Source organism: Vibrio sp. SCSIO 43132 (genome assembly GCF_019904195.1).
GTDB lineage: Bacteria > Pseudomonadota > Gammaproteobacteria > Enterobacterales > Vibrionaceae > Vibrio > Vibrio nigripulchritudo.
The window spans coordinates 2,692,094-2,717,516 of sequence record NZ_CP063199.1 but is presented as its reverse complement, the minus strand read 5'-3'; the positions used below and the strand labels follow the sequence as shown (position 1 = coordinate 2,717,516).

Annotated in this window: 28 protein-coding genes; 17 read left to right on the top strand and 11 right to left on the bottom strand. The window is 45.7% G+C overall.

Translation table 11 applies throughout. From position 1 onward, the window contains the following. Positions 1-2 precede the first annotated feature (2 nt). The 3 genes from hisA to hisIE are packed head-to-tail and all read left to right on the top strand — an operon-like array spanning position 3 to position 2,127. Positions 3-740, top strand: coding sequence for a 1-(5-phosphoribosyl)-5-[(5-phosphoribosylamino)methylideneamino]imidazole-4-carboxamide isomerase (hisA, locus tag INR79_RS12100; RefSeq protein WP_022551138.1), 738 nt, complete (start codon positions 3-5; stop codon positions 738-740). Next, positions 722-1,495, top strand: a complete 774-nt coding sequence (gene hisF / locus INR79_RS12095) for an imidazole glycerol phosphate synthase subunit HisF (protein ID WP_004406287.1) — start codon at positions 722-724, stop codon at positions 1,493-1,495. The genes hisA and hisF overlap by 19 nt, the downstream gene beginning before the upstream one ends. Further along, positions 1,492-2,127 (top strand): bifunctional phosphoribosyl-AMP cyclohydrolase/phosphoribosyl-ATP diphosphatase HisIE, encoded by a 636-nt coding sequence (hisIE, locus tag INR79_RS12090; RefSeq protein ID WP_223094421.1) that lies wholly within the window; start codon positions 1,492-1,494, stop codon positions 2,125-2,127. The genes hisF and hisIE overlap by 4 nt, the downstream gene beginning before the upstream one ends. A 78-nt stretch (positions 2,128-2,205) precedes the next feature. Here hisIE and INR79_RS12085 read toward each other — a convergent pair whose 3' ends face one another. The 4 genes from INR79_RS12085 to INR79_RS12070 form a co-directional block, all read right to left on the bottom strand. Beyond that, positions 2,206-2,712 carry a YchJ family protein gene (locus INR79_RS12085; RefSeq protein ID WP_223094419.1) on the bottom strand — a complete coding sequence of 169 codons (507 nt, stop codon included), beginning with the start codon at positions 2,710-2,712 and terminating at the stop codon, positions 2,206-2,208. Between the two features lie 100 nt (positions 2,713-2,812). Then, a complete protein-coding gene (locus INR79_RS12080) occupies positions 2,813-4,024 on the bottom strand; it encodes an EAL and HDOD domain-containing protein (protein ID WP_022604385.1) in 1,212 nt (403 codons plus the stop codon). Between the two features lie 112 nt (positions 4,025-4,136). Continuing rightward, the gene (gene lpxH, locus INR79_RS12075; protein WP_223094417.1) at positions 4,137-4,868 is read right to left on the bottom strand and encodes a UDP-2,3-diacylglucosamine diphosphatase; all 732 of its coding nucleotides are present in this window, start codon (positions 4,866-4,868) and stop codon (positions 4,137-4,139) included. Between the two features lie 40 nt (positions 4,869-4,908). After that, entirely contained in the window at positions 4,909-5,403 is a 495-nt protein-coding gene (locus INR79_RS12070) for a peptidylprolyl isomerase (RefSeq protein ID WP_022551134.1), read from the bottom strand. Between the two features lie 237 nt (positions 5,404-5,640). On the opposite strand from INR79_RS12070, the gene cysS reads away from it, so the two are divergent. Together cysS and INR79_RS12060 are read left to right on the top strand one after the other, a co-directional pair. Continuing rightward, the gene (cysS, locus tag INR79_RS12065; protein ID WP_022595313.1) at positions 5,641-7,026 is read left to right on the top strand and encodes a cysteine--tRNA ligase; all 1,386 of its coding nucleotides are present in this window, start codon (positions 5,641-5,643) and stop codon (positions 7,024-7,026) included. A 71-nt stretch (positions 7,027-7,097) separates the two neighbouring features. Continuing rightward, positions 7,098-7,676, top strand: a complete 579-nt coding sequence (locus INR79_RS12060; RefSeq protein ID WP_004406306.1) for a thymidine kinase — start codon at positions 7,098-7,100, stop codon at positions 7,674-7,676. A gap of 88 nt (positions 7,677-7,764) precedes the next feature. On the opposite strand, the gene INR79_RS12055 is transcribed toward INR79_RS12060, so the two are convergent. The 7 genes from INR79_RS12055 to INR79_RS12025 all read right to left on the bottom strand — a co-directional run bounded on the left by INR79_RS12055 (position 7,765) and on the right by INR79_RS12025 (position 14,528). After that, on the bottom strand, positions 7,765-8,727 hold the full coding sequence (locus INR79_RS12055) for an alpha-L-glutamate ligase-like protein (protein WP_223094415.1): 963 nt from the start codon (positions 8,725-8,727) through the stop codon (positions 7,765-7,767). Positions 8,728-8,729: 2 nt separating this feature from the next. Next, a complete protein-coding gene (locus INR79_RS12050; RefSeq protein ID WP_223094413.1) occupies positions 8,730-10,238 on the bottom strand; it encodes an inactive transglutaminase family protein in 1,509 nt (502 codons plus the stop codon). Positions 10,239-10,258: 20 nt separating this feature from the next. Further along, positions 10,259-11,005, bottom strand: coding sequence for an ATP-dependent zinc protease (locus tag INR79_RS12045; protein WP_022590120.1), 747 nt, complete (start codon positions 11,003-11,005; stop codon positions 10,259-10,261). A 125-nt stretch (positions 11,006-11,130) separates the two neighbouring features. Next, the gene (gene cmoB, locus INR79_RS12040) at positions 11,131-12,102 is read right to left on the bottom strand and encodes a tRNA 5-methoxyuridine(34)/uridine 5-oxyacetic acid(34) synthase CmoB (protein WP_223094411.1); all 972 of its coding nucleotides are present in this window, start codon (positions 12,100-12,102) and stop codon (positions 11,131-11,133) included. A gap of 50 nt (positions 12,103-12,152) precedes the next feature. Then, positions 12,153-12,881, bottom strand: a complete 729-nt coding sequence (gene cmoA / locus INR79_RS12035; protein ID WP_223094409.1) for a carboxy-S-adenosyl-L-methionine synthase CmoA — start codon at positions 12,879-12,881, stop codon at positions 12,153-12,155. A 180-nt stretch (positions 12,882-13,061) separates the two neighbouring features. Continuing rightward, positions 13,062-13,928, bottom strand: a complete 867-nt coding sequence (locus INR79_RS12030) for a DUF72 domain-containing protein (RefSeq protein WP_223094407.1) — start codon at positions 13,926-13,928, stop codon at positions 13,062-13,064. A 180-nt stretch (positions 13,929-14,108) separates the two neighbouring features. Next, entirely contained in the window at positions 14,109-14,528 is a 420-nt protein-coding gene (locus INR79_RS12025) for a DUF5991 domain-containing protein (protein WP_223094405.1), read from the bottom strand. Between the two features lie 482 nt (positions 14,529-15,010). Here INR79_RS12025 and aspS point away from each other — a divergent pair, with 482 nt between their 5' ends. The 12 genes from aspS (at position 15,011) to INR79_RS11965 (ending at position 25,410) form a co-directional block, all read left to right on the top strand. Beyond that, positions 15,011-16,789 carry an aspartate--tRNA ligase gene (gene aspS, locus INR79_RS12020; protein ID WP_223094403.1) on the top strand — a complete coding sequence of 593 codons (1,779 nt, stop codon included), beginning with the start codon at positions 15,011-15,013 and terminating at the stop codon, positions 16,787-16,789. Positions 16,790-16,925: 136 nt separating this feature from the next. Beyond that, positions 16,926-17,669 (top strand): YebC/PmpR family DNA-binding transcriptional regulator, encoded by a 744-nt coding sequence (locus INR79_RS12015; RefSeq protein WP_223094401.1) that lies wholly within the window; start codon positions 16,926-16,928, stop codon positions 17,667-17,669. 66 nt (positions 17,670-17,735) lie between these two features. Further along, positions 17,736-18,257, top strand: coding sequence for a crossover junction endodeoxyribonuclease RuvC (gene ruvC / locus INR79_RS12010; RefSeq protein WP_004398535.1), 522 nt, complete (start codon positions 17,736-17,738; stop codon positions 18,255-18,257). A gap of 137 nt (positions 18,258-18,394) precedes the next feature. After that, positions 18,395-19,012, top strand: coding sequence for a Holliday junction branch migration protein RuvA (gene ruvA, locus INR79_RS12005; RefSeq protein ID WP_004398536.1), 618 nt, complete (start codon positions 18,395-18,397; stop codon positions 19,010-19,012). Between the two features lie 35 nt (positions 19,013-19,047). Further along, positions 19,048-20,061, top strand: coding sequence for a Holliday junction branch migration DNA helicase RuvB (gene ruvB / locus INR79_RS12000; RefSeq protein ID WP_022551125.1), 1,014 nt, complete (start codon positions 19,048-19,050; stop codon positions 20,059-20,061). Between the two features lie 501 nt (positions 20,062-20,562). Next, positions 20,563-22,149 carry a cytochrome ubiquinol oxidase subunit I gene (gene cydA, locus INR79_RS11995; RefSeq protein ID WP_022551124.1) on the top strand — a complete coding sequence of 529 codons (1,587 nt, stop codon included), beginning with the start codon at positions 20,563-20,565 and terminating at the stop codon, positions 22,147-22,149. Between the two features lie 15 nt (positions 22,150-22,164). Then, positions 22,165-23,301 carry a cytochrome d ubiquinol oxidase subunit II gene (gene cydB, locus INR79_RS11990; RefSeq protein ID WP_022551123.1) on the top strand — a complete coding sequence of 379 codons (1,137 nt, stop codon included), beginning with the start codon at positions 22,165-22,167 and terminating at the stop codon, positions 23,299-23,301. An 11-nt stretch (positions 23,302-23,312) separates the two neighbouring features. Further along, on the top strand, positions 23,313-23,423 hold the full coding sequence (cydX, locus tag INR79_RS11985) for a cytochrome bd-I oxidase subunit CydX (protein ID WP_004398540.1): 111 nt from the start codon (positions 23,313-23,315) through the stop codon (positions 23,421-23,423). Continuing rightward, positions 23,413-23,721 carry a cyd operon protein YbgE gene (gene ybgE, locus INR79_RS11980; RefSeq protein WP_022551122.1) on the top strand — a complete coding sequence of 103 codons (309 nt, stop codon included), beginning with the start codon at positions 23,413-23,415 and terminating at the stop codon, positions 23,719-23,721. The genes cydX and ybgE overlap by 11 nt, the downstream gene beginning before the upstream one ends. Positions 23,722-23,856: 135 nt before the next feature. Next, entirely contained in the window at positions 23,857-24,294 is a 438-nt protein-coding gene (gene ybgC / locus INR79_RS11975) for a tol-pal system-associated acyl-CoA thioesterase (protein WP_004398543.1), read from the top strand. Then, the gene (tolQ, locus tag INR79_RS11970) at positions 24,284-24,970 is read left to right on the top strand and encodes a protein TolQ (RefSeq protein WP_004398546.1); all 687 of its coding nucleotides are present in this window, start codon (positions 24,284-24,286) and stop codon (positions 24,968-24,970) included. Before ybgC ends, tolQ begins: the two co-directional genes overlap by 11 nt. Continuing rightward, positions 24,970-25,410, top strand: a complete 441-nt coding sequence (locus INR79_RS11965) for an ExbD/TolR family protein (RefSeq protein WP_004398551.1) — start codon at positions 24,970-24,972, stop codon at positions 25,408-25,410. The genes tolQ and INR79_RS11965 overlap by 1 nt, the downstream gene beginning before the upstream one ends. The last annotated feature ends 13 nt before the right edge of the window (positions 25,411-25,423 follow it).

The following is a 25,423-nucleotide window of genomic DNA, read 5'->3' as shown; positions in this document are numbered from 1 at the left end:
AAGTGATTATTCCAGCTCTCGATTTAATAGAAGGTCAGGTTGTTCGCCTTTATCAAGGAGACTACGGTCAGGTAACTGAATATAAAGTTGACCCTGCTGAGCAATTTAACCTGTACCACCAAGCCGGTGCGAATTGGCTGCACCTTGTAGACTTAACTGGCGCGAAAGACACCTCTGCACGCCAGTTGGACCTTATTGCCAAACTGTTAGCCAGCACGCCAGCCAACATTCAAATTGGTGGTGGCGTACGTAATGAACAAGACGTTGTGGATTTGTTAGAAGCAGGTGCTCAGCGTGTCGTGGTGGGTTCTACCGCGGTTAAACAACCGGAGCTTGTAAAAGGTTGGATGGAGAAATATGGCGCTGAGAAAATTGTGCTGGCTCTGGACATCAATATTGATGAAAGCGGCACGCGTAAAGTGGCGATTTCAGGTTGGCAGGAAGATTCTGGTGTCACGATTGAAGCACTGATCAACGATTACTTAACCGTTGGTCTAAAGCATGTTCTTTGTACCGACATTTCACGTGATGGCACGTTAGAAGGTTCCAACGTCGAGCTGTATATCGATTTGTGTAAGCAGTACCCACAAGTTCAATTCCAGTCTTCAGGGGGAATTGGCTCACTGGCGGATATTGAAGCACTGAAAGGCAGTGGTGTTTCCGGTGTAATTGTCGGTCGTGCACTGCTTGATGGTAAGTTCACCGCAGAGGAGGCATTTGCATGCTGGCAAAGCGAATAATTCCATGTCTCGATGTTCGTGATGGGCAAGTGGTAAAGGGCGTTCAGTTTCGTAACCATGAGATCATTGGTGACATTGTGCCTCTGGCTCAGCGCTATGCAGAAGAAGGGGCTGATGAACTGGTTTTTTACGATATCACAGCGTCAAGCGATGGACGTGTCGTTGATAAAAGCTGGGTTGCACGAGTTGCTGAGGTGATTGATATTCCTTTCTGTGTGGCTGGTGGAATCAAGTCCGCTGAAGACGCGGCACGTATTCTGGAGTTTGGTGCGGATAAAGTATCCATCAACTCGCCTGCACTCGCTAACCCGGAGCTCATCACTAACCTGGCGGATAAATTTGGTGTTCAGTGCATCGTGGTCGGTATCGATTCCTACTACGACAAAGACACGGGTAAATATCAGGTTTACCAGTTCACTGGTGATGAAGCGCGTACCAAAGCCACCCAATGGGAGACGCGCGACTGGGTTCAGGAAGTGCAAAAGCGCGGCGCGGGTGAAATTGTACTGAATATGATGAACCAAGATGGCGTTCGCAATGGCTACGATATTGAGCAGCTCAACATGGTACGTGAAGTGTGTAATGTGCCTTTGATTGCTTCTGGTGGAGCGGGCGCGATGGAGCACTTTGCAGAAGCTTATCAAGCTGCGAATGTGGATGGGGCACTGGCTGCTTCAGTCTTTCATAAGCAAGTCATCAATATCGGTGAATTAAAACAATATCTGAAAAACGAAGGCATTGAGGTACGACTATGAGTTATGGAACTGCCGAAGTAAGCGCGTTGTCCGAGAAAATTAACTGGGACAAGGTGGATGGTCTGGTACCTGCTATTGTGCAAGATTTCCAATCTAGCCAGGTGCTGATGATGGGGTACATGAACCAAGACGCCTTGGCGAAAACAGGAGAAACGGGGCGGGTTACGTTTTTCTCCCGTACCAAAGCACGTCTTTGGACCAAAGGGGAAACCTCTGGCAACGTACTTCAGCTAAAAAACATGGCGCTGGACTGCGATAACGACACTCTACTAGTGAAAGTTGAGCCAATCGGTCCTACTTGTCACCTAGGAAATACCACATGCTGGGATGTCGATCCTCAAGAGGAGTCGCAAATGGTGTGGCTTCATCAACTTGAACAGCTACTGGCTGCCCGCAAGAGTGCCGACCCAGATTCTTCTTACACCGCCAGCCTATATGCCCGTGGCACCAAGCGTATTTCGCAAAAAGTGGGCGAAGAAGGGGTTGAAGTTGCGCTTGCGGCGACGTCGGGCGACAAGGCGGAGTTAGTATGTGAATCTGCGGATTTGATTTACCACTTGCTTGTGCTGCTACAAGATCAGGGGTTATCAATGAGCGATGTCATTAATAAGCTCAAAGAACGCCATAACTAATCGCAGTTCTTTTAGAGTCTAGAAATCGTAATAAAGCCTCTGAAATCAGAGGCTTTTTTATGTCAGATATCTAAATTGCTACCCGCAGCATTTCTTAAACTTTTTACCGCTTCCACAAACACAGGGATCGTTACGTCCTACTTTTAAATTCTTGATAGGTTGCGTTAAGCGTGGGTCTTCTGGTTCTGGCTGCTCTTCTTCAGGAAACGTTCCATCAACGTAATACCAAAGCCCATCTTCTCTCAAAAACCTTGAACGTTCACCCAAGCAATATTGATGTCCATCTTCATTGAAGTAGGCTTTAAACTCAACGTAACCTTCATCATCATGACTGCCATTTCCGGTGTTAATAACGTCCAGTTTGCACCAGTCACTGTTTATAGATTCGGCGATACCTTGACGTTGCTCTTCCGCGTTTTTTGAAGGGTGGTAGGTATCAACAACAAAGTCCACAAGCTTCTTTACGTGAGCACTGTAACGAGCACGCATCAGTTGCTCAGGCTTTTCAGCCGCAGAATGATTGAGATGAACTTTTTGGCAGCAGTCTTGGTAAGACAGTGTATTTCCACAAGGACAATGAGACATGATGATTTTACCGAATAAGCGTGACAGGATCAGAGCTAACGTCACTTAAAGTTGGAGCAAAGGCTACCACGCTTTTATCGGTAAAGGTAGAGGGAGGAAATCAGTCGACTTCCATCAGCTCCTGAGACCAGTTGATCGCCCCGCGATAGCACTCTGCAATGCAATTCTCTTCAAGTTTGAGTTCTGTTCTTTTCGCGATAGTTGTATCCCAGTCAGCCTGCTCAAACGCTTTCACCAATGTAATGATGTTACCCAATACACCCGCTTGGTTAAGAAGCGCTTCTTTCACCGATGGATCGACAGGAATGGAGTGCAATATGTCTTCCATTGGCTGATCAAGTAAGGAATCTAACAAAGAAAGCATGCCAGTTAAAAAGGCAAGGCTTTTGTCTACTTGCCCCTTATACAGATCAGCGACAAGCTCGCAGAATCGTGCACGAGTAATGGATAGGGTATATAGGGAATTTGGCTTTCCTTCATTGGCGTTTGATACGGCAACCAGAGAGACAAACTTACGCAGCTTATCTTCACCAAGGTAAACCAGTGCTTGTTTGAATGATTTAATTTCATTGGCAACACTGGAGGTCGAATTTACATACCTCAGCAGCTTATAAGAAAGCGAAACATCAGACGAAACCAAACGCTCAATCACATCGTAATTCAGTTCGTCATTCGATATCTCTTTACACAATTGAATGACATTAAGCAATGAAGGCTCAATGGCACGATGCTGGATCATTTCAGGTTTGGCAAAAAAGTAGCCTTGAAACAGAGTGAAGCCCACTTCTTTGGCTTGTTGGAACTCTTCGTAAGTTTCTACTTTTTCAGCAAGGAACTGAATTTTTGTACTTTTCAGTTTGGCGATAAAAAAAGACGCCTTGCCGATAGGAACAGTACGAATGTCAAACTTGATGATAGAAATCAGCGGCAGAAAACGCTTCCAATCTGGATTTGGAATGAAATCGTCTAGTGCGATTTTATAGCCCAGACGGTAGAGATCTTTTAGCGCGTCATACAATTCATCTGTAGGTTCACAGTCTTCCAGAACTTCTATGATGATAGAACTGCGCGGAAACAGAGCCGGGATCTGATTGATCAGGCTTTGATACGGGAAATTAACAAAGCCCTTTTTTGTACCCAGATTATTTTGATTTGGGCTCAGGAACTGGTCGGAAAGTAGTCTTTTGGTTGCCAGCTCAGGTTCGACGTCAGGAAATGTGTTTTTAGGACCATCACGAAACAGCAGTTCGTAACCCATGGTTTGGCGGTCAGAGTCAAAAATAGGTTGTCGTGCTACGTAAGAGTATTTCAATGGTATTGTCCACGTCTAAACATCAATAATGGAATGCATAATAAACATACGGAACAATTAATCTATATTTAGCTCAATAGCGCGTTACGCTGTGTTACATTCGAGCTTGTTTTTAGCCACCTGACAGTGGAAAAGTAATGATTTCCTGACCTGATTCGCTGTAAGACAAAATGTAACCATGGGTATACCAGTCTCCTAGCACAACCCTTTTCCCAACGGCGTTGCTTAGCTGAACATCATGCTGAGCGGGGCGATGTGTGTGTCCATGAATCATCAGTGGTGCATCGTAGCTCTCCATCACACGAGTCACCTCGCTTTGTGTTACATCCATGATGTTGAGCGACTTTTTCTGCTTATCACTACGGGTCTTGTTCTGAACGTTTTTTACTATTTTTTTTCTGAGGAAAAGAGGCACACATAGAAACAGTTTCTGCAGCCACGGCTGATGCACTTTTCGCCTAAATTCCTGATACTTCACATCTTCGAGACACAAGGTGTCCCCATGTAAAAGAATAGCAGGGGTGCCATAGAGGTCAATTTTTGTCACTTCAGGAAGAAGCTCAATACCTGTTTCTTTACTGAACCGCTTATTGACCAGAAAGTCACGATTGCCATGGGTGAAATAGCACTTCACGCCAGAATCAGTCAGGTCTTTTAAAGCATCGATAATGGAACGACTGAAAGGAGAGTTATCATCATCACCTATCCAGAAATCGAATAAATCCCCGAGCACATAGACTTTCTCGGCTTGATAGGCGTATTTTTCAAGGAAATGGAAGAAGCCTTCAGTGATTTCAGGGTGGGTAGGGGATAAGTGCAGGTCGGAAATAAAAAGTGTGGTCATAAGCCCTAAACAAAGGGGAGCGTGATGCTCCCCAACGCAATTATTCTTCGATTGTCGTGCCAGTGATAACGACTTCCTCTAGCGGAACGTCTTGGTGCATTCCCATAGAACCAGTAGCAACGCCTTTGATCTTGTTAACGATCTCCATGCCTTCTACCACTTCACCAAATACACAGTAACCCCAACCGTCCAGGCTTTCAGATTTGAAGTCCAGGAATGTGTTGTCGTTTACGTTGATGAAGAACTGAGAGCTAGCAGAGTGCGGCTCCATAGTACGAGCCATAGCAAGAGTACCCACTTTGTTGCTCAAACCGTTGTTTGCTTCGTTTTTGATTGGTGCACGAGAGTCTTTCTCTTGCAGACCAGAAGTCATGCCACCACCCTGAATCATGAAGCCATCAATGACACGGTGGAAAAGAGTGTTGTCATAAAAACCATCACGGCAGTACTGTAAAAAGTTAGCACTGGTTTCTGGTGCTTTTTCATCATTCAATTGGATCTTGATGTCACCAAAGTTCGTGTGAAGGGTGATCATGATTACTTCCTTTAAATATTTAATGGGAATGGAAACAGAATTCTAGCGTAACCTCAAATTTACACAAGTCATACGCCCTCTGCGTGCCTAGGTTAACGACCCCTAAGAACAAAACCTGTTCAATTAGAACGAAATAACATTTTCCGAAGCGATTTCTGAAATTGAGCTATTACTTAACGTCAGTTGAATTGATATACTCGGGCGTTCTTAAAACCACTAACCGAATTTAAAGAGATCATGCTTAAGATATTTAACTCACTCACCCGACAGAAAGAGGAATTCAAACCCATCCATGCTGGCAAAGTTGGCATGTACGTCTGTGGAGTAACTATCTATGATCTCTGTCATATCGGACACGGTCGTACTTTCGTTTCGTTTGATGTGGTTTCTCGTTACCTGCGTTACCTAGGCTACGATCTGACATTTGTTCGTAACATCACAGACATTGACGACAAGATCATCAAGCGTGCGGCGGAAAACGGCGAAAGCTGTGACTCTCTGACGGAACGTTTGATCGGCGAAATGCATGCCGACTTTGATGCGCTAAATATGAAGCGCCCAGACGTTGAACCTCGTGCAACACAATTCATTCAGGAAATCATCGATCTTGTTGAAACACTAATCGACCGCGGTTTTGCCTACGTTGCAGACAATGGCGACGTCATGTTTGAAGTGAAGAAATACGACGAGTACGGAAAACTGTCTCGTCAGGATTTGGATCAGCTTCAGGCAGGTGCCCGTGTTGATGTTGAGCTTGCAAAACGCAGCCCGCTGGATTTCGTTCTTTGGAAAATGTCTAAGCCAGGTGAACCGACGTGGGAATCACCATGGGGTCCAGGTCGTCCTGGCTGGCACATTGAATGTTCAGCGATGAACTCATCGATTCTTGGCGATCACTTCGATATACACGGCGGTGGATCTGATCTTCAATTCCCTCACCATGAAAATGAGATTGCTCAGTCTTGCTGTGCACACGACACGCAATACGTGAATACGTGGATGCACAGTGGCATGGTGATGGTAGACCGCGAGAAGATGTCAAAATCTCTGGGTAACTTCTTTACTATCCGTGACGTTTTAGGTCACTACGATGCGGAAACCGTGCGCTACTTCCTGATGTCTGGTCACTACCGCAGTCAGCTAAACTACAGCGAAGAGAACCTGAATCAGGCACGTGCTTCTCTTGAACGTTTGTACACTTCATTGCGTGGTCTTGACCTTTCTGCTTCTCCTGCTGGTGGCGAAGAGTATGTTACACGCTTTACCGAAGCGATGAATGACGACTTTAATACGCCAGAAGCGTATTCGGTACTGTTCGACATGGCTCGTGAAGTGAACCGAATCAAAGGAGAAAACCTAGAACAAGCCTCTGCACTTGGCGCTCTTCTGCGTGAATTGGCAGACGTTATCGGTATTCTTCATCAGGATCCAGAAGCCTTCCTGAAAGGTGGTGCGGCAGATAACGACGACGAAGTGGCAGAAATTGAAGCGCTGATTAAGCTTCGTAATGATTCTCGTGCAGCAAAAGACTGGGCAAATGCTGATATGGCACGCGATAAGCTGAACGAGATGGGCATTGAACTCGAAGATGGTCCGGAAGGAACCACTTGGCGTCGTAAGTAACGCAATCCATATTTTATAAAGGGCTGAGGTTTCAGCCCTTTTTTCTGATTTTATTTTCTTGGAAACAATCTGTGGCACAAATGTATTTTTATTACTCAGCGATGAACGCGGGTAAATCTACAACACTTTTACAGTCCTCTTTTAACTATCAAGAGCGTGGGATGAATCCGATGATTTATACCGCAGCACTGGACAACCGCTACGGAATAGGAAAGGTAAGCTCTCGAATCGGTTTGCAATCTGAAGCCCAGTTATTTCATCATGAAACGGATTTGTTTGAAGAAATAAAGAAACACAATGAAGAACAAAAACGCCATTGTATTCTTGTGGATGAGTGTCAGTTCCTGTCAAAAGATCAAGTTTATCAGCTAACAGAAGTCGTTGATAAATTAGGTATTCCTGTACTGTGTTATGGCTTGAGAACAGACTTTCTAGGGGAGCTGTTTGAAGGCAGTAAATACCTGCTTTCATGGGCAGACAAACTAGTAGAGCTGAAAACCATCTGCCACTGCGGGCGTAAAGCGAACATGGTGATTCGAACGGATGAGCATGGTAATGCCATTGCAGAAGGCGACCAAGTAGCAATAGGCGGAAACGACCGTTACGTATCTGTCTGCCGCAAGCATTACAAAGAAGCGTTAGGTAAGTAACCTGAGTCCGGGATAAGAGCAGGCTTAAAGCATGAATAGCAAAAGAGCACCTGAGTGGTGCTCTTTTTTCGTTTGGAGGGAAGAGTAATCAGCTTTGTGAACCAAAGGTTTTGGCTGCATAGGCAACACGCTCAGCTGGTTTTGGATATTCTGCGGGTTCTCCCAGGCTTTCGATATGACGAAGCCGAGGCAACAGACCACTGCCATTAGCAATTTGAATCGCCAGCCCCGGGCGAGCATTCAGCTCCAACACCATAGGACCTTCTTCTTTGTCGAGTACCATATCGGTTCCCATATAGCCCAGCCCTGTCATCTCCCATGCGCTTGAAGCCAAAGTCAGCAATCGTTCCCAATGTGGGACTTGCAAAGTCGCCAGTTCTTTCCCCGTGTCTGGGTGGTGTTTAATTGGCTGATCAAACTGAACGGCACGAACGGCTTTGCCTGTCGCGATGTCGATACCAACACCTACTGCACCTTGGTGCAAGTTAGCTTTTCCATCCGAATCTGAAGTAGACAAACGCATCATTGCCATCACAGGGTAGCCCTTAAACACGATGATTCTTACATCAGGCACGCCTTCATAACTGAAGCCTTCAAAGCAATCGTCGAATTTAATCAGGTTTTCAACCACTGCAACATCGTTCTTTCCACCTAAAGAGAACAGACCTGCGAGAGCGTTACTGATATGTCTTTCAACGTCTTCTTTATTGATCACGGAGCCAGAGGGCTTCATGTATTCGCCATCTTTGTGGGAGGTCACCACAAGAATGCCTTTTCCACCGCTGCCCTGAGCAGGTTTTATCACAAATCCCGGCCAATCTTCGACCATCTTATGAATCGATTTCACCTCTGCCTGATGGCTGATAACACCAATCAGTTTCGGCACCGTTGCTCCAGCCTGCTCTGCAATGAGTTTGGTTTTCAGCTTGTCATCGACCAACGGATATTTTGAACGATCATTGTATCGCCCGATATAGCTGTGGTTACGCTGATTCATTCCCATGATCCCTTTGCTTTTCAGCTTGAAAGGGGAGGTGAACTGACTCCACATACTTAATCCTCCGCCAGCGGCTTAAAACGACGCAGTTCTGTCAGACGATAGCCCGTGTAGGTACCCAGAAGCAGAATCAGAGCAAGAACGATCAGTTGCAAGCCAATGAAATTAAAGGTCAGATGCTGAACAAACGGATTGGTCATCGCCAAATACACCAAGACCGCAGTAAGAAGGGACCCGCCACCTTGAATAAAGACTTCTTTTCCGCCTTCTTCTTCCCACAAGATAGACATACGTTCAATGGTCCAAGAGAGAATGATCATTGGGAAGAAAGTGATAGTCAGACCTTCATTCAATCCAATATTGAAAGAGACAATCGTGAAGATTGAGATGATCAGAATAACCGTGATGATGACGGCTGAGATTCGGGCAACTAGCAGCAAATTCAACTTAGACAAATAGCCGCGAATAACCAGCCCCGTTCCTACAATCAGCAAGAAACCAACAATACCAGTCAGTAGCTGGGTTTGAACGAATGCCACTGCAATCAGGACTGGCATAAAGGTGCCAGAAGTTTTCAACCCGACAATCACACGCAGGAAGACCACAATAAGCGCGCCAATAGGGATCAGCATAATGGTTTTAAACATCGACTGTTCGGCAATTGGCAGGCTGTGAATTGAGAAGTTGAGCAGGCTGTCTGCTTCTACTTTTTTGGAGGTTGCCTGTTGTGGAGTGACTTCCTGAGCAATCATTGAGAACAGCACCTGACTGTTCTTACCGCCAATCACGTCAAGTAGGGAGATATTCGAATCGTCCCATACAAGCCAGTTTTTCTGTTTACCTTGTACACCAGAATGGGTGTCGAACAGTTCCCAGTTTTCGCCATCCCACACTTCGACCATTGGAACAATGTTCTGGCGACGACGTCCGTCTTCCAACTGAATCACGCCCACGACTTTGTTTGGAATGGCAGCGTAACTCAGCAATTTAGACGTGGTGTTTACCTTATCCTCTGTGTTTAAAAGCAATGCAGCATTTTGGTTGTCGCCATCATTCAACTGCTTAATCAGCTCTCTTGCCAGAGTTACATTGTCAGCGCTTCTGTCGGTAGCTTGTTGCAATAGCGACTGTGCTGCAGCATCTTGAGGACCATCAAAAATCGGCTTCTCAATGGGATCATCAAATGGTGGAATAACCGCTACGTTCGCTTGCTCATCCACCAAAAACTGCGCTTTGTAATAAATAATCTGAGGACCAGTTGCGCTTCGGATACTCCACTCTGCGCGTCGTCCGCTTTCTGTGCTGACATAGGCAACACCATAACCCGGAGATGAAGTACTCTCGTTAATCAATGTAAAACCAGACTGTGTTGCAGGAGCGGCTAACGACGCTTTCACAGCATCGCCATTGGCAGTGAACTCAACCCGTGCTTCTACATCCCAGACTTGTCTGGTTTCACCTGGCGTCCATGGCACGCCATAATCGGTATGGCGAAGAATACTGAGTGCAATCCCTGCAACGATAAGAAGTGCGACCGCAAGATAAAAGGGCACTTTGGATGTCATGGCTTTGAATTCCTTAACGTTTACTGAGTGTTAGATTGCAGGTAAGTTTTACTGACATCGACAAGAGCGATGTCTTTAATAAATTCACGACCAAGCAGAATCGGGTGGCTCATTTGAGAACGGTCTGCCAGCGTGAACTGTGCTTTTTCGTGGATCATGCCAACTTGAACCCACAGTTCGACAACCGGTCTGCGTTGCGCTTCTTCACTGGTGGACTGGCGAATTTTGGCGTACCTGAGTACAGGCGATTCAATCCAGAGCTGATCTTCTTTCTTGGTCTTTTCGTCACTGATGTGAAACTTCACCCAGGTTTTACCATTTCGCTCGAATTCCTGAATATCAACAGCATTGATTGAAGACGTTGCGGCACCTGTATCAACTCGGGCATCAAATTGCTGCTTAATCGTATCGATTTTCACTTTTTCTATCGCGCCAAGCACAACGGTCTGAGTTGGTTCTGGTGCTGGCTGGGTTTGCTTAGGCTGTATGGGCGCAGCTTTTGGGGTTTTCAGCTTCTTGAACTGTTTTGCCTGTTCTTGTCGAAGCTTGGCAACTTCATTATTTAGATTGGTCAGCTCAATACTTAAGTAGTTAATGTGATCGTTTTGCTTATCAATTTGGTCAGCGTAAGTTTGAAGCTGGTTGGTCAGGTTTGACTCTGATTGTTGAATGGCAGCTTGGGTAGATTGAGTGTATTTCTCTCCGTCGATCAGCGTGCATCCAGACAACACTGTCACGGCAGCTAAGGCGGCAACCTTTTTAAGCATAATGACCTTATTTTTAGCGGGTTAAAGCAGGAAGTGACACAAAGTGTATATTATAAAAAAGGATGCGTGAAGCACCCTTATGTTAATCTGATGTCAGAGCTGCCTGAGCCGGACAAGAATGAGACCTATGGATTCCTTGCCACTAAAACTGCGCGCCTTGGTGCAGGGTAACCTTCAACGGTTTTGCTAGGATCGTTTGGGTCTAAATAGTCTGGTAACGAGTTATGCGTCATCCACTCCGTGGTGCGTTGTTCTCCGACAGATGTGACGTTCTCATCGACAATACGAACATCTTCAAATCCGCATTTTTCCAGCCACACTTTTAACGCCTTCGCAGATGGGAAGAAATACACATTGCGCATCTGAGCATATCTATCAACCGGAACCAGCACAGCATTCTCATCACCCTCGATAACCAGAGTTTCGAGAATCAATTCTCCTCCAGATATCAGTTGATTTTTAAGCTGAATCAAATGATCCAGTGGAGAACGACGGTGATACAAAACGCCCATGCTGAACACGGTATCAAAAGCCTGTAATTCAGGAAGTTGCTCGATACCAAGTGGCAATAAATGCGCACGTTGATCGCCGCCCATTAACTTTCTGACTGCTTCAAACTGAACCAAAAACAGATGAGACGGGTCGATGCCTACGCACAAGCGCGCGCCTTCACCCAGCATTCGCCACATGTGGTAACCATTGCCACAACCTACATCCAGTACACTGCGATTTTTCAGCGGTGAAATATGTGGAAGAACGCGATCCCATTTCCAGTCGCTTCGCCATTCCGTATCAATATGAATGCCATGCAGGTTGTATGGACCTTTACGCCAAGGGTGGAAAGTCTTAAGCAGGTTTTCTAGCTTTTTCAGCTCACCAGTATGCAAAGGTTCGTTGTTCGATAACGAGACCGAATCTTTCAAATCAATATTGTCTGGCGTGCCTTCCTGAATTTTATTCAGCGCACGCAGCCAGCGTTCAAAGTCGCCATGTTCTGCATTTTGCCAATCCGTCAGTTGCTGAGGAAGGATATTCAGCCAAGGCTGAAGGCGAGTATCTTGAGCGATAAGTTGGTAAAAATTAGCAAAGTTGAACATGGTTTAAGTCGTAATTGTCGTTAAATTAAAGTCAGAGCGGGTAAGCGATGTTATTTGATAGCGAACATAGAGCCAAAGTTAAAGCATTGAAACCACACTTCGTTGCTTGAGAAGCCAATGCTTTCAAAGCGATCTTTATGCATTTGAATGGAATCAGGGCGCATCACATTTTCGATGGCACTGCGTTTCTGGCTGATTTCCAGTTCGCTGTAGCCGTTTGCACGCTTGAAGTCATGGTGAAGGTCGATAAGAAGTTCGTTCGCAGTTTCGTTTTCAAATACATACTTCTCAGACAGAATCAAAATGCCGCCTTTTCTCAATCCGCGATAGATTTTCTCAAGTAAGTTTTGGCGGTCTTCTGGTGAGAGAAACTGCAATGTAAAGTTCAGAACCACTACAGAAGCGTTCTCAATATCAATATCCCGGATATCTGCTTCTATGACCTCGACAGGGGTATCAGAGCGGTAAGCGTTGACGTGTAACTTACAACGCTCGACCATTGCTTCAGAATTGTCGACCGCAATGATCTTACAACCTTCTTTGCTGATATGGCGGCGCATGGAAAGCGTTGCAGCACCGAGAGAGCAGCCCAGATCGTAGATATTGGATTGCGGTTCGACAAAGCGTTCTGCCAGCATTCCAATGGCAGAAATGATGTTGCTGTACCCTGGGACTGAACGTTGGATCATATCCGGGAATACTTCGGCAACATTGGCATCGAAAGTAAAATCTCCAATCTTTTCAATAGGTGTAGAAAAGATGGTGTCTTTGTGGCTCATAGCAAACTCGCAATTGCAAACTCAAGAATATTAACCTTAACTCGTGGTAAACGTTTCACAGTTAGGGTAAGCCAGTCTCTTATCCTTAGTTCAGGTTAGATACACAGCTCGAAAAGGGGCGTATTCTAAGAAAATTTTGCCCCTGTGTCATCAGGGTTAAATAGCTGCGCTTTTAAGCCATTAAAACATACTGATTTGTTTATTGTCTGAAAGGGCTGGTGGGTGCGCTAGCTCTGGCAGCTCCACAGCTTTTTGAAGTTCACCATACAGGCGGCGAGCAAACTCAGGTGACTCATTATTATCCGGCGTATGGATCATCAAATACGGCTGTTTCCCTTCCGCAATCCAGTCAGGCAGCTTTTTTATCCATGGCTGAAAAAATGGCAGGTTGGCTTCGAATTCAGGGTGCCCAATAAAGCGAATCATAGGGCGATTACTGGTAGACACTGCGTGCGCGGGAACTTTAGGTTTTTTCTTGTGGGCATCAATAACGGCATCAGAGACTGGTGCTGCGGAGTGAACAGGTCGGCTGTCCATAATGATTCGGTCGATGCCTTCTTCATGCAGCCATCGGTTAAGCTCCTGTTCTTCTTTTCCTTTGTTGAAGAAATCCAGATGGCGCACTTCCACCCCTAAAGGAAATTCTTTGGGAAACAGGCGACAAAAAGAGCGCAGAGCAGGGAGATCTCTGGGACCAAACTGTGCAGGCAGTTGAATTGTCCACATACCAACTCGATCATGAATGGGCTGCATCACAGCCATAAAATCCTTTAGCAAGCCTTCACAACCACGAAGCTTTTGGTCATGGGTGATACTTTTAGGGAGTTTGAAAGTAAATCGAAAGTCATCGTGTGTCGCTGCCCGCCAGTTTTGTACCGTTGAAGCCGAGGGCGTGGCGTAAAACGTGGTGTTCCCCTCTACGGTATGAAATACGCGTGCGTACTTTTCCAGTCGCTCTGAATTTTGCGTTCCACTGCCATAAAATCCAGCTTGCCATGCGCTGTGTGACCACATGGTTAATCCTAATCTTAATGGCAAGGTGTCCATATCCAGTGATGTCCTATGCTTAAGTTAACTGTACTTGGAGCATAGATGTTCCTTAAAACGAATGCCCGCACCCAATCAGTAAGATGAAAAGTTTTCCTCTCAGTTTGTGTGATAACTATATCATTTGAGCAGAATAAACATAGGTACAATAACAGCTACCGATAATTGGTAGCTGCCCTTTTAAGATTTATCGAAGCACTTATGACGACGACTTACAGGCTCCCCTGGCCACAGAGACTTCCATTCAGTAAGGATTTCATTATTTTCTTTGGTCAACTGTACTAGATTTTCATTAACCTTATATACTTGAACACCATAGAGATTTTTGAAACTCCCATCAGCATATGAAGTAAACAGAATATTCAGTGTATTGTCGACTAGTTGGCTCTGACATGTGATGTTTTCATTCGTTTGAAAGCCTAAAATAGTAAGCGAACAACTGTTGTTTTCGATTTTAAGTTCATATTCTGACCAAGTGTTCAGCCCGGAATTACTTTTCCCCATATCAAGCTCACAACCATAAGTCCCATCCCACTCATTAGAAACTGAAGCAGATGAAGCGAAACTCGCTGAGAGTAATATACCTAGAATCCAATTCATTGTTTACTCGCATGATTCATTTTGAATCTGCATATTACTTGTGTGGATGATGGAAGAGAGTTTTGTTCTTCCCACTCTTCGAGCGAAATCCCTTTTGTTATAAACAAAGATGGAAATTGATAGTGATGCGCTGAAGGGGTCCTTCATTGATCAATTTCCATTCTATGTTTTAGTTTTTGTTTAGCTCTATTTCTCAATCTGAAGATTAAAACCATAGAGTGACGCTGACTTTTACTGCATATGATAGGTTGGGTTTAGCGAAATTTTCACGCTATAATCTGCCCCAAATTTTTTACTGTTTTGTCATTTTTAGGCGGGATCTGCCTAAAAAAGTAGCAAGGCAAGATAAAACACAATGAATTGTGCGTGTAATGGTCGATTTATGTGAACATTACGCGTATAAATGGCACTTTGCTCTGTCGATAATCTCAAGCATCGACAGCTTAGAAATTGATAACTAATTAGAGATTGGGAAATTCATTATGCGTACCCATTATTGTGGTCACCTGAACAAGTCCCTTGCAGGACAAACTGTAGAACTGTGCGGCTGGGTTAACCGTCGCCGTGATTTAGGCGGTCTTATCTTCATTGATATGCGAGATCGCGAAGGCGTTGTTCAGGTAGTGGTAGACCCGGATATGGCGGACGCATACGAAGTGGCAAACCAACTTCGTAATGAATTTTGCATCAAATTGACAGGTGAAGTTCGCGCTCGTCCAGACAGCCAGGTAAACAAAGACATGGCGACGGGTGAAGTTGAAATCCTGGCGAAAAGCCTGGAAATCATCAACCGCAGTGACGTTCTTCCTCTGGATTTCAACCAGAATAACTCTGAAGAGCAGCGTTTGAAGTTCCGTTATCTGGATCTTCGTCGCCCTGAAATGAGTGACCGTATTAAGCTTCGTGCAAAAGCATCCAGCTTTGTTCGTCGTTTCTTGGATGACAATGGCTTCCTAGACATTGAAACGCCTGTACTGACGAAAGCAACGCCAGAAGGTGCACGTGACTACCTAGTACCTAGCCGTGTTCACAAAGGCAGCTTCTACGCGCTTCCTCAGTCTCCACAGCTGTTCAAACAGCTTCTTATGATGTCTGGTTTTGACCGCTACTACCAAATCGTTAAGTGTTTCCGAGACGAAGACTTGCGTGCAGACCGTCAGCCAGAATTCACTCAAATCGATATCGAAACGTCGTTCATGACGGCAGACGAAGTTCGCGCAACCACAGAAAAAATGGTTCGCGATATGTGGCAAGTGCTACTAGACGTTGACCTGGGTGATTTCCCGGTAATGCCATTTAGCGAAGCCATTCGCCGTTTCGGTTCGGACAAACCCGATCTGCGTAACCCACTAGAATTAGTCGATGTTGCAGACCTAGTGAAAGATGTCGAATTCAAAGTCTTCTCTGGTCCTGCAAACGATGAAAAAGGTCGTGTTGCCGTGATTCGCGTACCAGGTGGTGCAAAACTGACGCGTAAGCAAATCGATGGTTACGGTGAGTTTGTAGGTATCTACGGGGCTAAAGGCTTGGCGTGGATGAAAGTGAACGATCGCGAAGCTGGCTTAGAAGGCATTCAGTCTCCGGTTGCTAAGTTTTTGAATGAAGAAGTAATCAACGGCATTCTTGAGCGTACTGGTGCTCAAACTGGCGACATCATCCTATTTGGCGCAGACAAAGCAAATACAGTGGCAGAAGCCATGGGTGCACTTCGTCTGAAACTGGGTACCGATCTTGAACTGACTGATACCAGTGCATGGGCGCCACTTTGGGTTGTTGATTTCCCAATGTTTGAAGAAGATGACGAAGGTAACCTGCATGCGATGCACCACCCGTTCACTTCTCCATTAGGTGTTACAGCGGAAGAGCTAAAAGCAAACCCTGCTGCGGCGAACTCCAACGCTTACGATATGGTTCTGAATGGTTACGAAGTGGGCGGTGGTTCTGTTCGTATCCACAATGCAGAAATGCAAGCGGCAGTATTCGATATTCTAGGTATTGAGGCAGAAGAGCAGCAGCTTAAGTTTGGCTTCCTGCTGGATGCGCTAAAGTATGGTACGCCTCCGCACGCTGGTCTTGCATTTGGTCTAGATCGTCTGGTTATGCTGCTTTGCGGTACCGAGAACATTCGTGATGTTATCGCATTCCCTAAAACGACTGCGGCAGCGTGCTTGCTTACGGATGCACCAAGTTTGGCGAACCCTGCAGCGTTGGACGAGCTTGCAATTGCAGTAACGGCAGCAAAAGAAAAAGACGCTGAGTAAGCGCAAATAAATGAATGAAAACTCCCGCACTTGCGGGAGTTTTTGTTTTAATGAAGATATATCGCTCTCAGGTGATTCAAAGGCAGCATTCAATATCGCTCCACCTGAGCGCTTCAATCATAGAAAAAGGTGAATTATGGCTGGTCACAGTAAATGGGCGAACATTCGTCACCGTAAAGCCGCTCAAGATGCGAAACGCGGCAAGATTTTCACAAAGTTAATCCGCGAAATTGTGGTGGCGGCAAAAGAGGGAGGCGCAGAGCCTGAAAACAACCCTCGCTTGCGGGCTGCTATCGACAAAGCACTGTCGAACAACATGACCCGAGACACTGTCAACCGAGCCGTTAGTCGTGGTGCTGGTGGGGAAGGTGATGACAACATGGAAACCGTCATCTACGAAGGTTATGGTCCGGGTGGTACGGCTGTTATGGTTGAATGCTTAACCGACAACCGCAACCGTACCGTTTCTGGTGTTCGTCATGCCTTTTCCAAAGCCGGCGGCAATCTGGGTACCGATGGCAGCGTAAACTACCTGTTCGACAAAAAAGGGGTGATTTCGTATGCGCCGGGTTTGGATGAAGACGAAGTGATGGAAGTCGCGCTAGAAAGTGGCGCTGACGACATCGAAACGGGCGAAGACGGCGCGATAGACGTATATACCGCACCGACGGACTTCGGTTCGGTGAAAGATGCGTTAGATGCCGCTGGTTTTGAAGCCGCAAATGCAGAAGTTTCGTTAATACCTTCGACGAAAGCGGATTTGGATTCGGATACCGCTCCTAAACTACTACGTTTGATTGACACGCTAGAAGATTTGGATGACGTACAAGAGGTCTACCACAACGGTGATATTTCGGATGAAGTGGCAGCTGCCCTTTGATCCTATAAAAGGCACAAAGTGTAGCGATGCATTTTGTGGCGGTCCTTTAAAAATAGGAAACCTTGTATGTCGATAATTCTGGGCATTGATCCCGGTTCACGAATCACTGGCTACGGCGTGATTCGTCAGCAAGGCAGACACTTACATTATTTGGGGAGTGGTTGTATTCGTACCTCCCATGATGACTTACCAAGTCGCCTTAAGCAGATTTATGCTGGCGTCACGGAAATCATCACCCAGTTTCAACCGGATGTGTTTGCCATTGAACAGGTCTTTATGGCGAAAAATGCCGACTCAGCGCTTAAGCTAGGGCAGGCGCGAGGTAGCGCGATTGTTGCTGCTGTGAATGCGGATTTGCCTGTATTTGAGTACGCAGCCAGGTTAATCAAACAAGCCGTCGTAGGCACCGGTGGTGCAGACAAAGCGCAAGTTCAGCACATGGTGACTAGCATGTTGAAGTTACCCGCTAAACCACAAGCCGATGCGGCTGATGCGCTAGGTGTCGCGATTTGTCATGCAAACACCAATAAAACCTTGGTAGCACTTGCTGGGCAGGCAACCAGCGCGAAGAAAGGGCGCTATCGCTAATTCATCATAAATCATTTAAGCGGGAGCCAAGGGGCAACAGACCCTAAGCGTTCCCACTTTTCTTTATTGAACTGGCTATCCATCCAGTAATCTATTATCATCATTTTCATTGAATTTTTATTCCTAAGGACAAGATTGTGATCGGACGCCTTCGCGGTATTTTGATAGAAAAACAGCCACCAGAACTGCTTATTGAAGTCTCAGGTGTGGGGTATGAAGTGCAAATGCCAATGAGCTGTTTTTATGAACTGCCCAATGTGGGCGAAGAAGCCATCATCTACACTCATTTTGTGGTGCGCGAAGATGCTCAGCTTCTTTATGGCTTTAATACCGTTAAAGAACGCGCGTTGTTCCGTGAAGTTATTAAAGCCAATGGTGTTGGTCCTAAGCTTGGTTTAGGTATCCTTTCCGGCATGACGGCAGGGCAGTTTGTGTCCTGTGTTGAACGTGAAGACATTTCGACTCTGGTCAAGCTGCCGGGTGTAGGTAAGAAAACTGCCGAGCGCCTTGTGGTTGAAATGAAAGATCGTCTGAAAGGGTGGGGAGCTGGCGACCTGTTTACACCTGCTACAGATGCGGCTCCAATTGACTCAGCGCCAGAGGCAGACAATCAAAATGCCGATGATGAAGCCGTGAGTGCACTGTTGGCATTGGGTTATAAGCCACAAATCGCATCGAAAGTGGTGTCTCAAATTGCTAAGTCCGGCATGACGAGTGAAGAAATTATCCGCGAAGCATTAAAATCCATGGTTTAAACCGCGGATTAAACGAACCTTAGAATAGTAAATATATGATCGAAGCAGACCGACTTATTGCCCCTGAAAATCCAAGCTTCAAAGATGAAGATGTGATAGACAGGGCGATTCGCCCCAAAAAGCTCGAAGATTATCAAGGTCAGGACCATGTTCGTGATCAAATGGAAATCTTCATTAAAGCTGCACAGCTAAGAAACGAAGCACTCGATCACCTGCTGATATTCGGCCCTCCTGGCTTGGGTAAAACCACATTGGCTAACATCGTAGCCAATGAGATGGAAGTGAACATTCGGACCACTTCTGGTCCAGTGTTGGAGAAGGCTGGAGATTTGGCGGCGCTTCTTACCAATCTTGAAGAAAACGATGTGCTTTTTATCGATGAGATTCATCGGCTTAGCCCCGTGGTCGAAGAGGTTCTCTACCCTGCAATGGAAGATTACCAGCTTGATATCATGATTGGTGAAGGACCGGCTGCTCGCTCCATCAAGATTGATTTACCACCGTTTACCTTAATTGGTGCAACCACTCGTGCAGGCTCTCTAACATCGCCGCTGCGAGACCGTTTTGGCATCGTTCAGCGGCTAGAGTACTACAACGTTAAAGACCTTCAGCACATCGTGCAGCGCAGTGCGAACTGCTTAAATCTTTCTATGGATGCGGAAGGCGCGTTAGAAGTAGCAAGACGAGCACGTGGCACACCACGTATCGCAAACCGCTTGCTCAGGCGTGTACGCGACTACGCAGAAGTGAAAGGTAACGGACATATCTGCAGTGACATAGCAGACAAGGCTCTAAACATGCTGGATGTCGACAATCAGGGCTTTGATTACATGGATCGTAAGCTGTTGCTGGCGATTATGGAAAAGTTCTCTGGCGGTCCTGTCGGCTTAGATAACTTAGCAGCAGCGATTGGTGAAGAGAAAGACACCATAGAAGATGTCATTGAGCCCTATTTGATACAACAAGGCTACCTGCAACGCACCCCACGCGGAAGAATAGCGACCGATCGCGCTTATTTACACTTCGGGTTGGATAATCCAACAAAATAACAACAATTTCCCCATCTGTTTCACATGCTTATCCAGTTGGCGTTATTGCCAACTGGCTTCAAAAAACCTCATTTTTCGACGTGCTACAAATTTTTTGCAAATTTTCTCAGAACATTTTGGAATAAGAATCTAGCACGTAATTTCCCTCCAAATTTTATTAATGTGATCTATATCAATATAAACAGTTCAAGAAATTCTACCTTGATTGATATGGATCAATTTGGTTGATTTTTAGCCGCCGATTACCGTCGATTTTTGACCTAAATCAAAGCAGATCTCTGGTATAAATTTTTTGAAACATACTGATTTTATCGTTAATATTAGACCAAGCTATATTAGCTGATACTTAACATTAAACTAACCATTTGGGCACATAATTGCAACAATACGCAGCTAATTCACAACATTTAGAGTTGTTTGTTAGCCACTGTTTCAATGGTGTAACCCAACATACGCTGCAATGTGAATCGGTGTCATTCAGCCGACACGAAAGGAGTTACCATGATTGACGTAGTTGATCTGTCGCGGTTGCAATTTGCGCTTACTGCGATGTATCACTTCCTATTCGTTCCATTGACTTTAGGCATGGCTTTCCTACTTGCCATTATGGAGTCTCTCTATGTAATGACCGACAAGCAAATCTACAAGGACATGACTAAGTTCTGGGGTAAGCTATTCGGTATTAACTTCGCGCTCGGTGTTGCCACCGGTTTAACCATGGAGTTCCAGTTTGGTACTAACTGGTCATATTATTCCCACTACGTAGGTGACATATTTGGTGCACCTCTCGCCATTGAAGCCCTCGTCGCTTTCTTCTTAGAGTCCACTTTTGTCGGTCTATTCTTCTTTGGCTGGGATAGGTTAAGTAAACGCCAGCACCTTGTAGTGACGTGGCTGGTTGCATTAGGTTCGAACTTCTCAGCGCTTTGGATTCTTATTGCAAACGGATGGATGCAGAACCCTGTTGGTGCAGAGTTCAACTTTGAAACCATGCGTATGGAGATGGTTAGCTTCTCCGAGGTTGTTCTAAACCCGGTTGCACAGGTTAAATTCGTACACACGGTTGCGTCTGGCTATACCTGTGGTGCCATGTTTGTTCTTGGAATCAGTGCATACTACCTATTGAAAGGGCGTGACATTGCGTTTGCTCGTCGCTCGTTTGCAATCGCAGCTTCTTTCGGCATGGCAGCCATTCTTTCTACTATTGTTCTTGGTGACGAATCTGGTTATGAGCTTGGTGAAGTTCAAAAAGTGAAGCTTGCAGCGGTTGAAGCTGAGTGGCACACAGAACCAGCTCCTGCGGCATTTACGGTATTTGGTCTTCCTAATCAGGAAACCATGGAAACTGACTACGCCATTAAGATTCCTTATGTAATGGGCATCATTGCGACTCGTTCTTTCGATGAGCAAGTGACTGGTCTTCGTGATTTGCGTGATGACCACGTTGAACGCATTCGTACTGGTATGTACGCGTACGAGCTTCTTGAAAAGCTTAGAGCGGGCGACAAATCTGAAGCTAACATGGCGGCATTTGACGAAGTCAAAGGTGACCTGGGTTACGGTCTTCTATTGAAGCGCTATACAGAAACGGTTACAGACGCGACGGAAGAACAGATTCAGGCAGCAGCCGACGATTCTATCCCGACAGTATGGCCGCTATTCTGGTCGTTCCGTATCATGGTGGCGTGTGGCTTTATCATGCTATTCGTATTTGGTGCTGCGTTTGTTCAGACGTGTCGTCAGAAGATCGAACAGAAACCTTGGATCCTTAAAGCTGCACTTTGGAGCATCCCACTGCCTTGGATTGCTATCGAAGCAGGCTGGTTTGTGGCTGAGTACGGTCGCCAACCGTGGGCTGTAGGTGAAATCCTGCCAGTACACGTTGCTGCCTCTGCTCTTACCGCAGCAGAAATCTGGACATCCTTATTTGCGATTCTTGCGCTATACACAGTGTTCTTGATTGCTGAAGTTTACCTGATGGTGAAGTTTGCACGTAAAGGACCAAGTAGCCTGAAAACAGGTCGCTACCACTTCGAACAAAATGCTGACTCTGTCGAAGACAAAGTTGGTCGCCAAGTAGAAGCATAAGCAAGGAGAATAAAGATGTTTGATTACGAAATCTTAAAATTCATCTGGTGGGTGCTGATTGGTGTCCTATTTATTGGCTTCGCAATTACAGATGGTTTCGACATGGGCGTGGGTGCTTTAGTACCTGTTATCGGTAAAAACGACACCGAGCGCCGTGTGATGATTAACTCTATCGCCCCACACTGGGACGGTAACCAGGTATGGCTAATCACAGCTGGTGGTGCACTGTTTGCAGCCTGGCCATTGGTTTACGCCACATCATTCTCTGGCTTCTACCTAGCGATGATCGTAACTCTGGCAGCCTTGTGGCTTCGTCCGGTTGGTCTGGATTACCGTTCTAAGATAGAAGATCCAAAGTGGCGTCAGTCATGGGATATTGCTATCTCTATCAGTGGTTTTGTTCCACCACTTATCTTTGGTGTTGCATTTGGTAACTTGCTTCAGGGTGTTCCGTTTGAATTGAGCGACTTCCTGATGCCAACGTATAACGGTTCGTTCTTTGGCCTGCTAAACCCGTTTGCATTGCTGTGTGGTCTGGTGAGCTTGTTCATGATCATCATGCAGGGTGCAACCTGGCTTCAAATGAAAACAACAGATGAGATCCACAACCGAGCTCGTCTGGTTGCTCAAATAACGGGTGCGCTAGTTGTCGTGACTTTTGTTGGTGCTGGTTTCTGGGTTCAACACATTGATGGTTACGTGGTTGTCAGCGGGCTGGATATCGCAGGCGAGTCAAACCCACTGAAAAAAGTGGTAGAGGTGCAAGAAGGTGCCTGGATGCTGAACTTTGAAAAGTATCCTCTAATGTGGGCTGCACCAGTTCTGGGTGTGGTAATGCCGCTGCTTGCTATCATCGCTTCTCGCTTTGAGAAAGGTGGTCTGGCGTTCCTGGCTTCAAGCCTGACTAACGCAGGTGTTATTTTGACGGCAGGTTTTGCAATGTTCCCATTCATCATGCCTTCAAGCGAATCACCGAACCACAGCTTAACAATGTGGGATTCCACATCGAGTGAGCTGACGTTGAACCTAATGACAGGTGTGGCATTTGTGATGGTTCCAATCATCCTGAGCTACACAGCGTGGACTTACTACAAGATGTTTGGTCGTCTTGACTCTAAGTTCATCGAAGAAAACAAAAACTCGCTTTACTAAGGAGCATTACTATGTGGTATTTTGCATGGATTTTGGGTGTATTGCTGGCATGTGCGTTCGGCATCATCAATGCTCTTTGGCTAGAGCACACAGAAATGATGGATAAGGATAGTGAAGAATAATTTAGCGATCTCTATTGCTAAACTCCACGAACCTATGGACAGAGCCCTTTTACGGGCTCTTTCCTTATTGTTGGGGTTTGGTCATGTGGCTCTGTTTATGTGGGAGCCAACACAATACGCAGAAGACATTGGTGGTTTTGATGTATTCCTTGGACCACTTTTCGTATTTTCTGTCTGTTCGAGTATGGTTTACGGCATCGGATTTAAGCCAAGATTCTGGTTGTGGCAGGTAGTCTTCAGCCCATACATTTCAATGCCAGCGCTTATCTTCTTTACTGTAATGCGCTTTGTTGCTTAGTAAGTGTATAAACCTTCACCTCTAAGAGCAGTTCTCAGCCAACTGCTCTCATTTTTTTGTAGTTAGCCACAAAAAACTTCTTTATTTTTCCTGACGCAGCGGCAACATAAGGTATAGTTACGTTTTATTTATTTTGTGATTGGTGTCTTGGTGAAAGGGGAACAAACGAGCATCTTTGAGTGGCCGATTCGAGTTTACTATGAAGATACAGATGCTGGTGGGGTCGTATACCACTCCAATTATCTTAACTACTTTGAACGTGCTAGAACGGAACTTCTGAGATCTCTCGGAGTCTGTCAACAAAAGCTTCTTACTGAAAACCTCGGCTTTGTTGTTCGTCATGTTGATATGGATTTTCTACAGGGCGCAAGATTAGACGACTCCCTGACAGTAAGAACATCAATTTCTGAATTAAAGCGTGCTTCTTTGGTATTTTGTCAGGAGTTAGTTAATCCTGACGGCAAAGCATTGTGCCAAGCAAAAGTTAAGGTAGCATGCATTAACACAGCAACCATGAAACCTCAGGCAATCCCAAGCTCAATGACTGCGGAGTTAATAGACAGTGACAGCTGATATTTCAATTTTAGATCTTTTCCTACAAGCCAGTTTACTCGTAAAGCTCGTAATGCTGACCCTTCTTGGTATGTCAGTTATCTCTTGGGCGATGATTATCAAACGCAGCAAAATATTAAAAGAAGCGATGAAAGATGCTGATCGCTTTGAAGACAAATTCTGGTCTGGTGTTGACCTTTCTCAGCTGTACCAAGAAGTCAAAGCTCGAAAAGACAACATTTATGGCAGCCAGCAAATTTTCTATCTAGGCTTTACCGAGTTCGCGAAGCTTCGCCGTTCTCCAGGTACTTCACCTGAATTCGTTATGGAAGGAACAGGGCGAACTATGCGTGTTGCTGTTGCCCGTGAAGTGGACGATCTGGAACACAGCCTGCCATTTCTGGCGACAGTCGGTTCTATCAGCCCATACATTGGCTTGTTCGGTACCGTTTGGGGCATCATGCATGCCTTTATTGCACTCGGCGAAGTTAAACAAGCGACACTTGCCATGGTTGCTCCCGGTATCGCTGAAGCCTTGATTGCGACAGCAATGGGGCTATTTGCTGCGATACCTGCGGTAATGGCTTACAACCGATTTAGCAATCAGGTATCTAAGCTGGAACATACCTATGCGACGTTTTCTGAAGAGTTTCACAGTATTCTTCATCGTCAAGCCATTGCAGGTAAGGACCAGTAATGGCAGGTTACCAGCGTAAAAAGAGAAAACTGACGGCGGAGATTAACGTTGTACCTTATATCGACGTTATGCTGGTGCTTCTGATCATCTTTATGGTGACCTCTCCCTTTGTTACGCAGGGGGTAGAAGTAGAACTGCCAAAAACGTCAACAGCGAAGCCAGCGTCTGATTTAGCAGGAGACAGTGAAGCCAGCTTTATCATTGTCGAGATAGATAAAGAAGGCAATTTAGGCCTAAGTGTGAACGATGAAGATGTGATTCGCGGTCTCAGTATTGAAGACATCATTGTTCGTGTAAAAGCGGAGATTTCTCTGGCTCCAGATTCTCCAGTTGCGGTGGGTGGCGATGCTGCTACACCATATGCTGAAGTAGTACTGGTGTTGGATGAACTAAACCGAGCAGGCATTCCAAAAGTTGGGCTGCTAACGGATTTGAAATAGGGAACCATCGGTT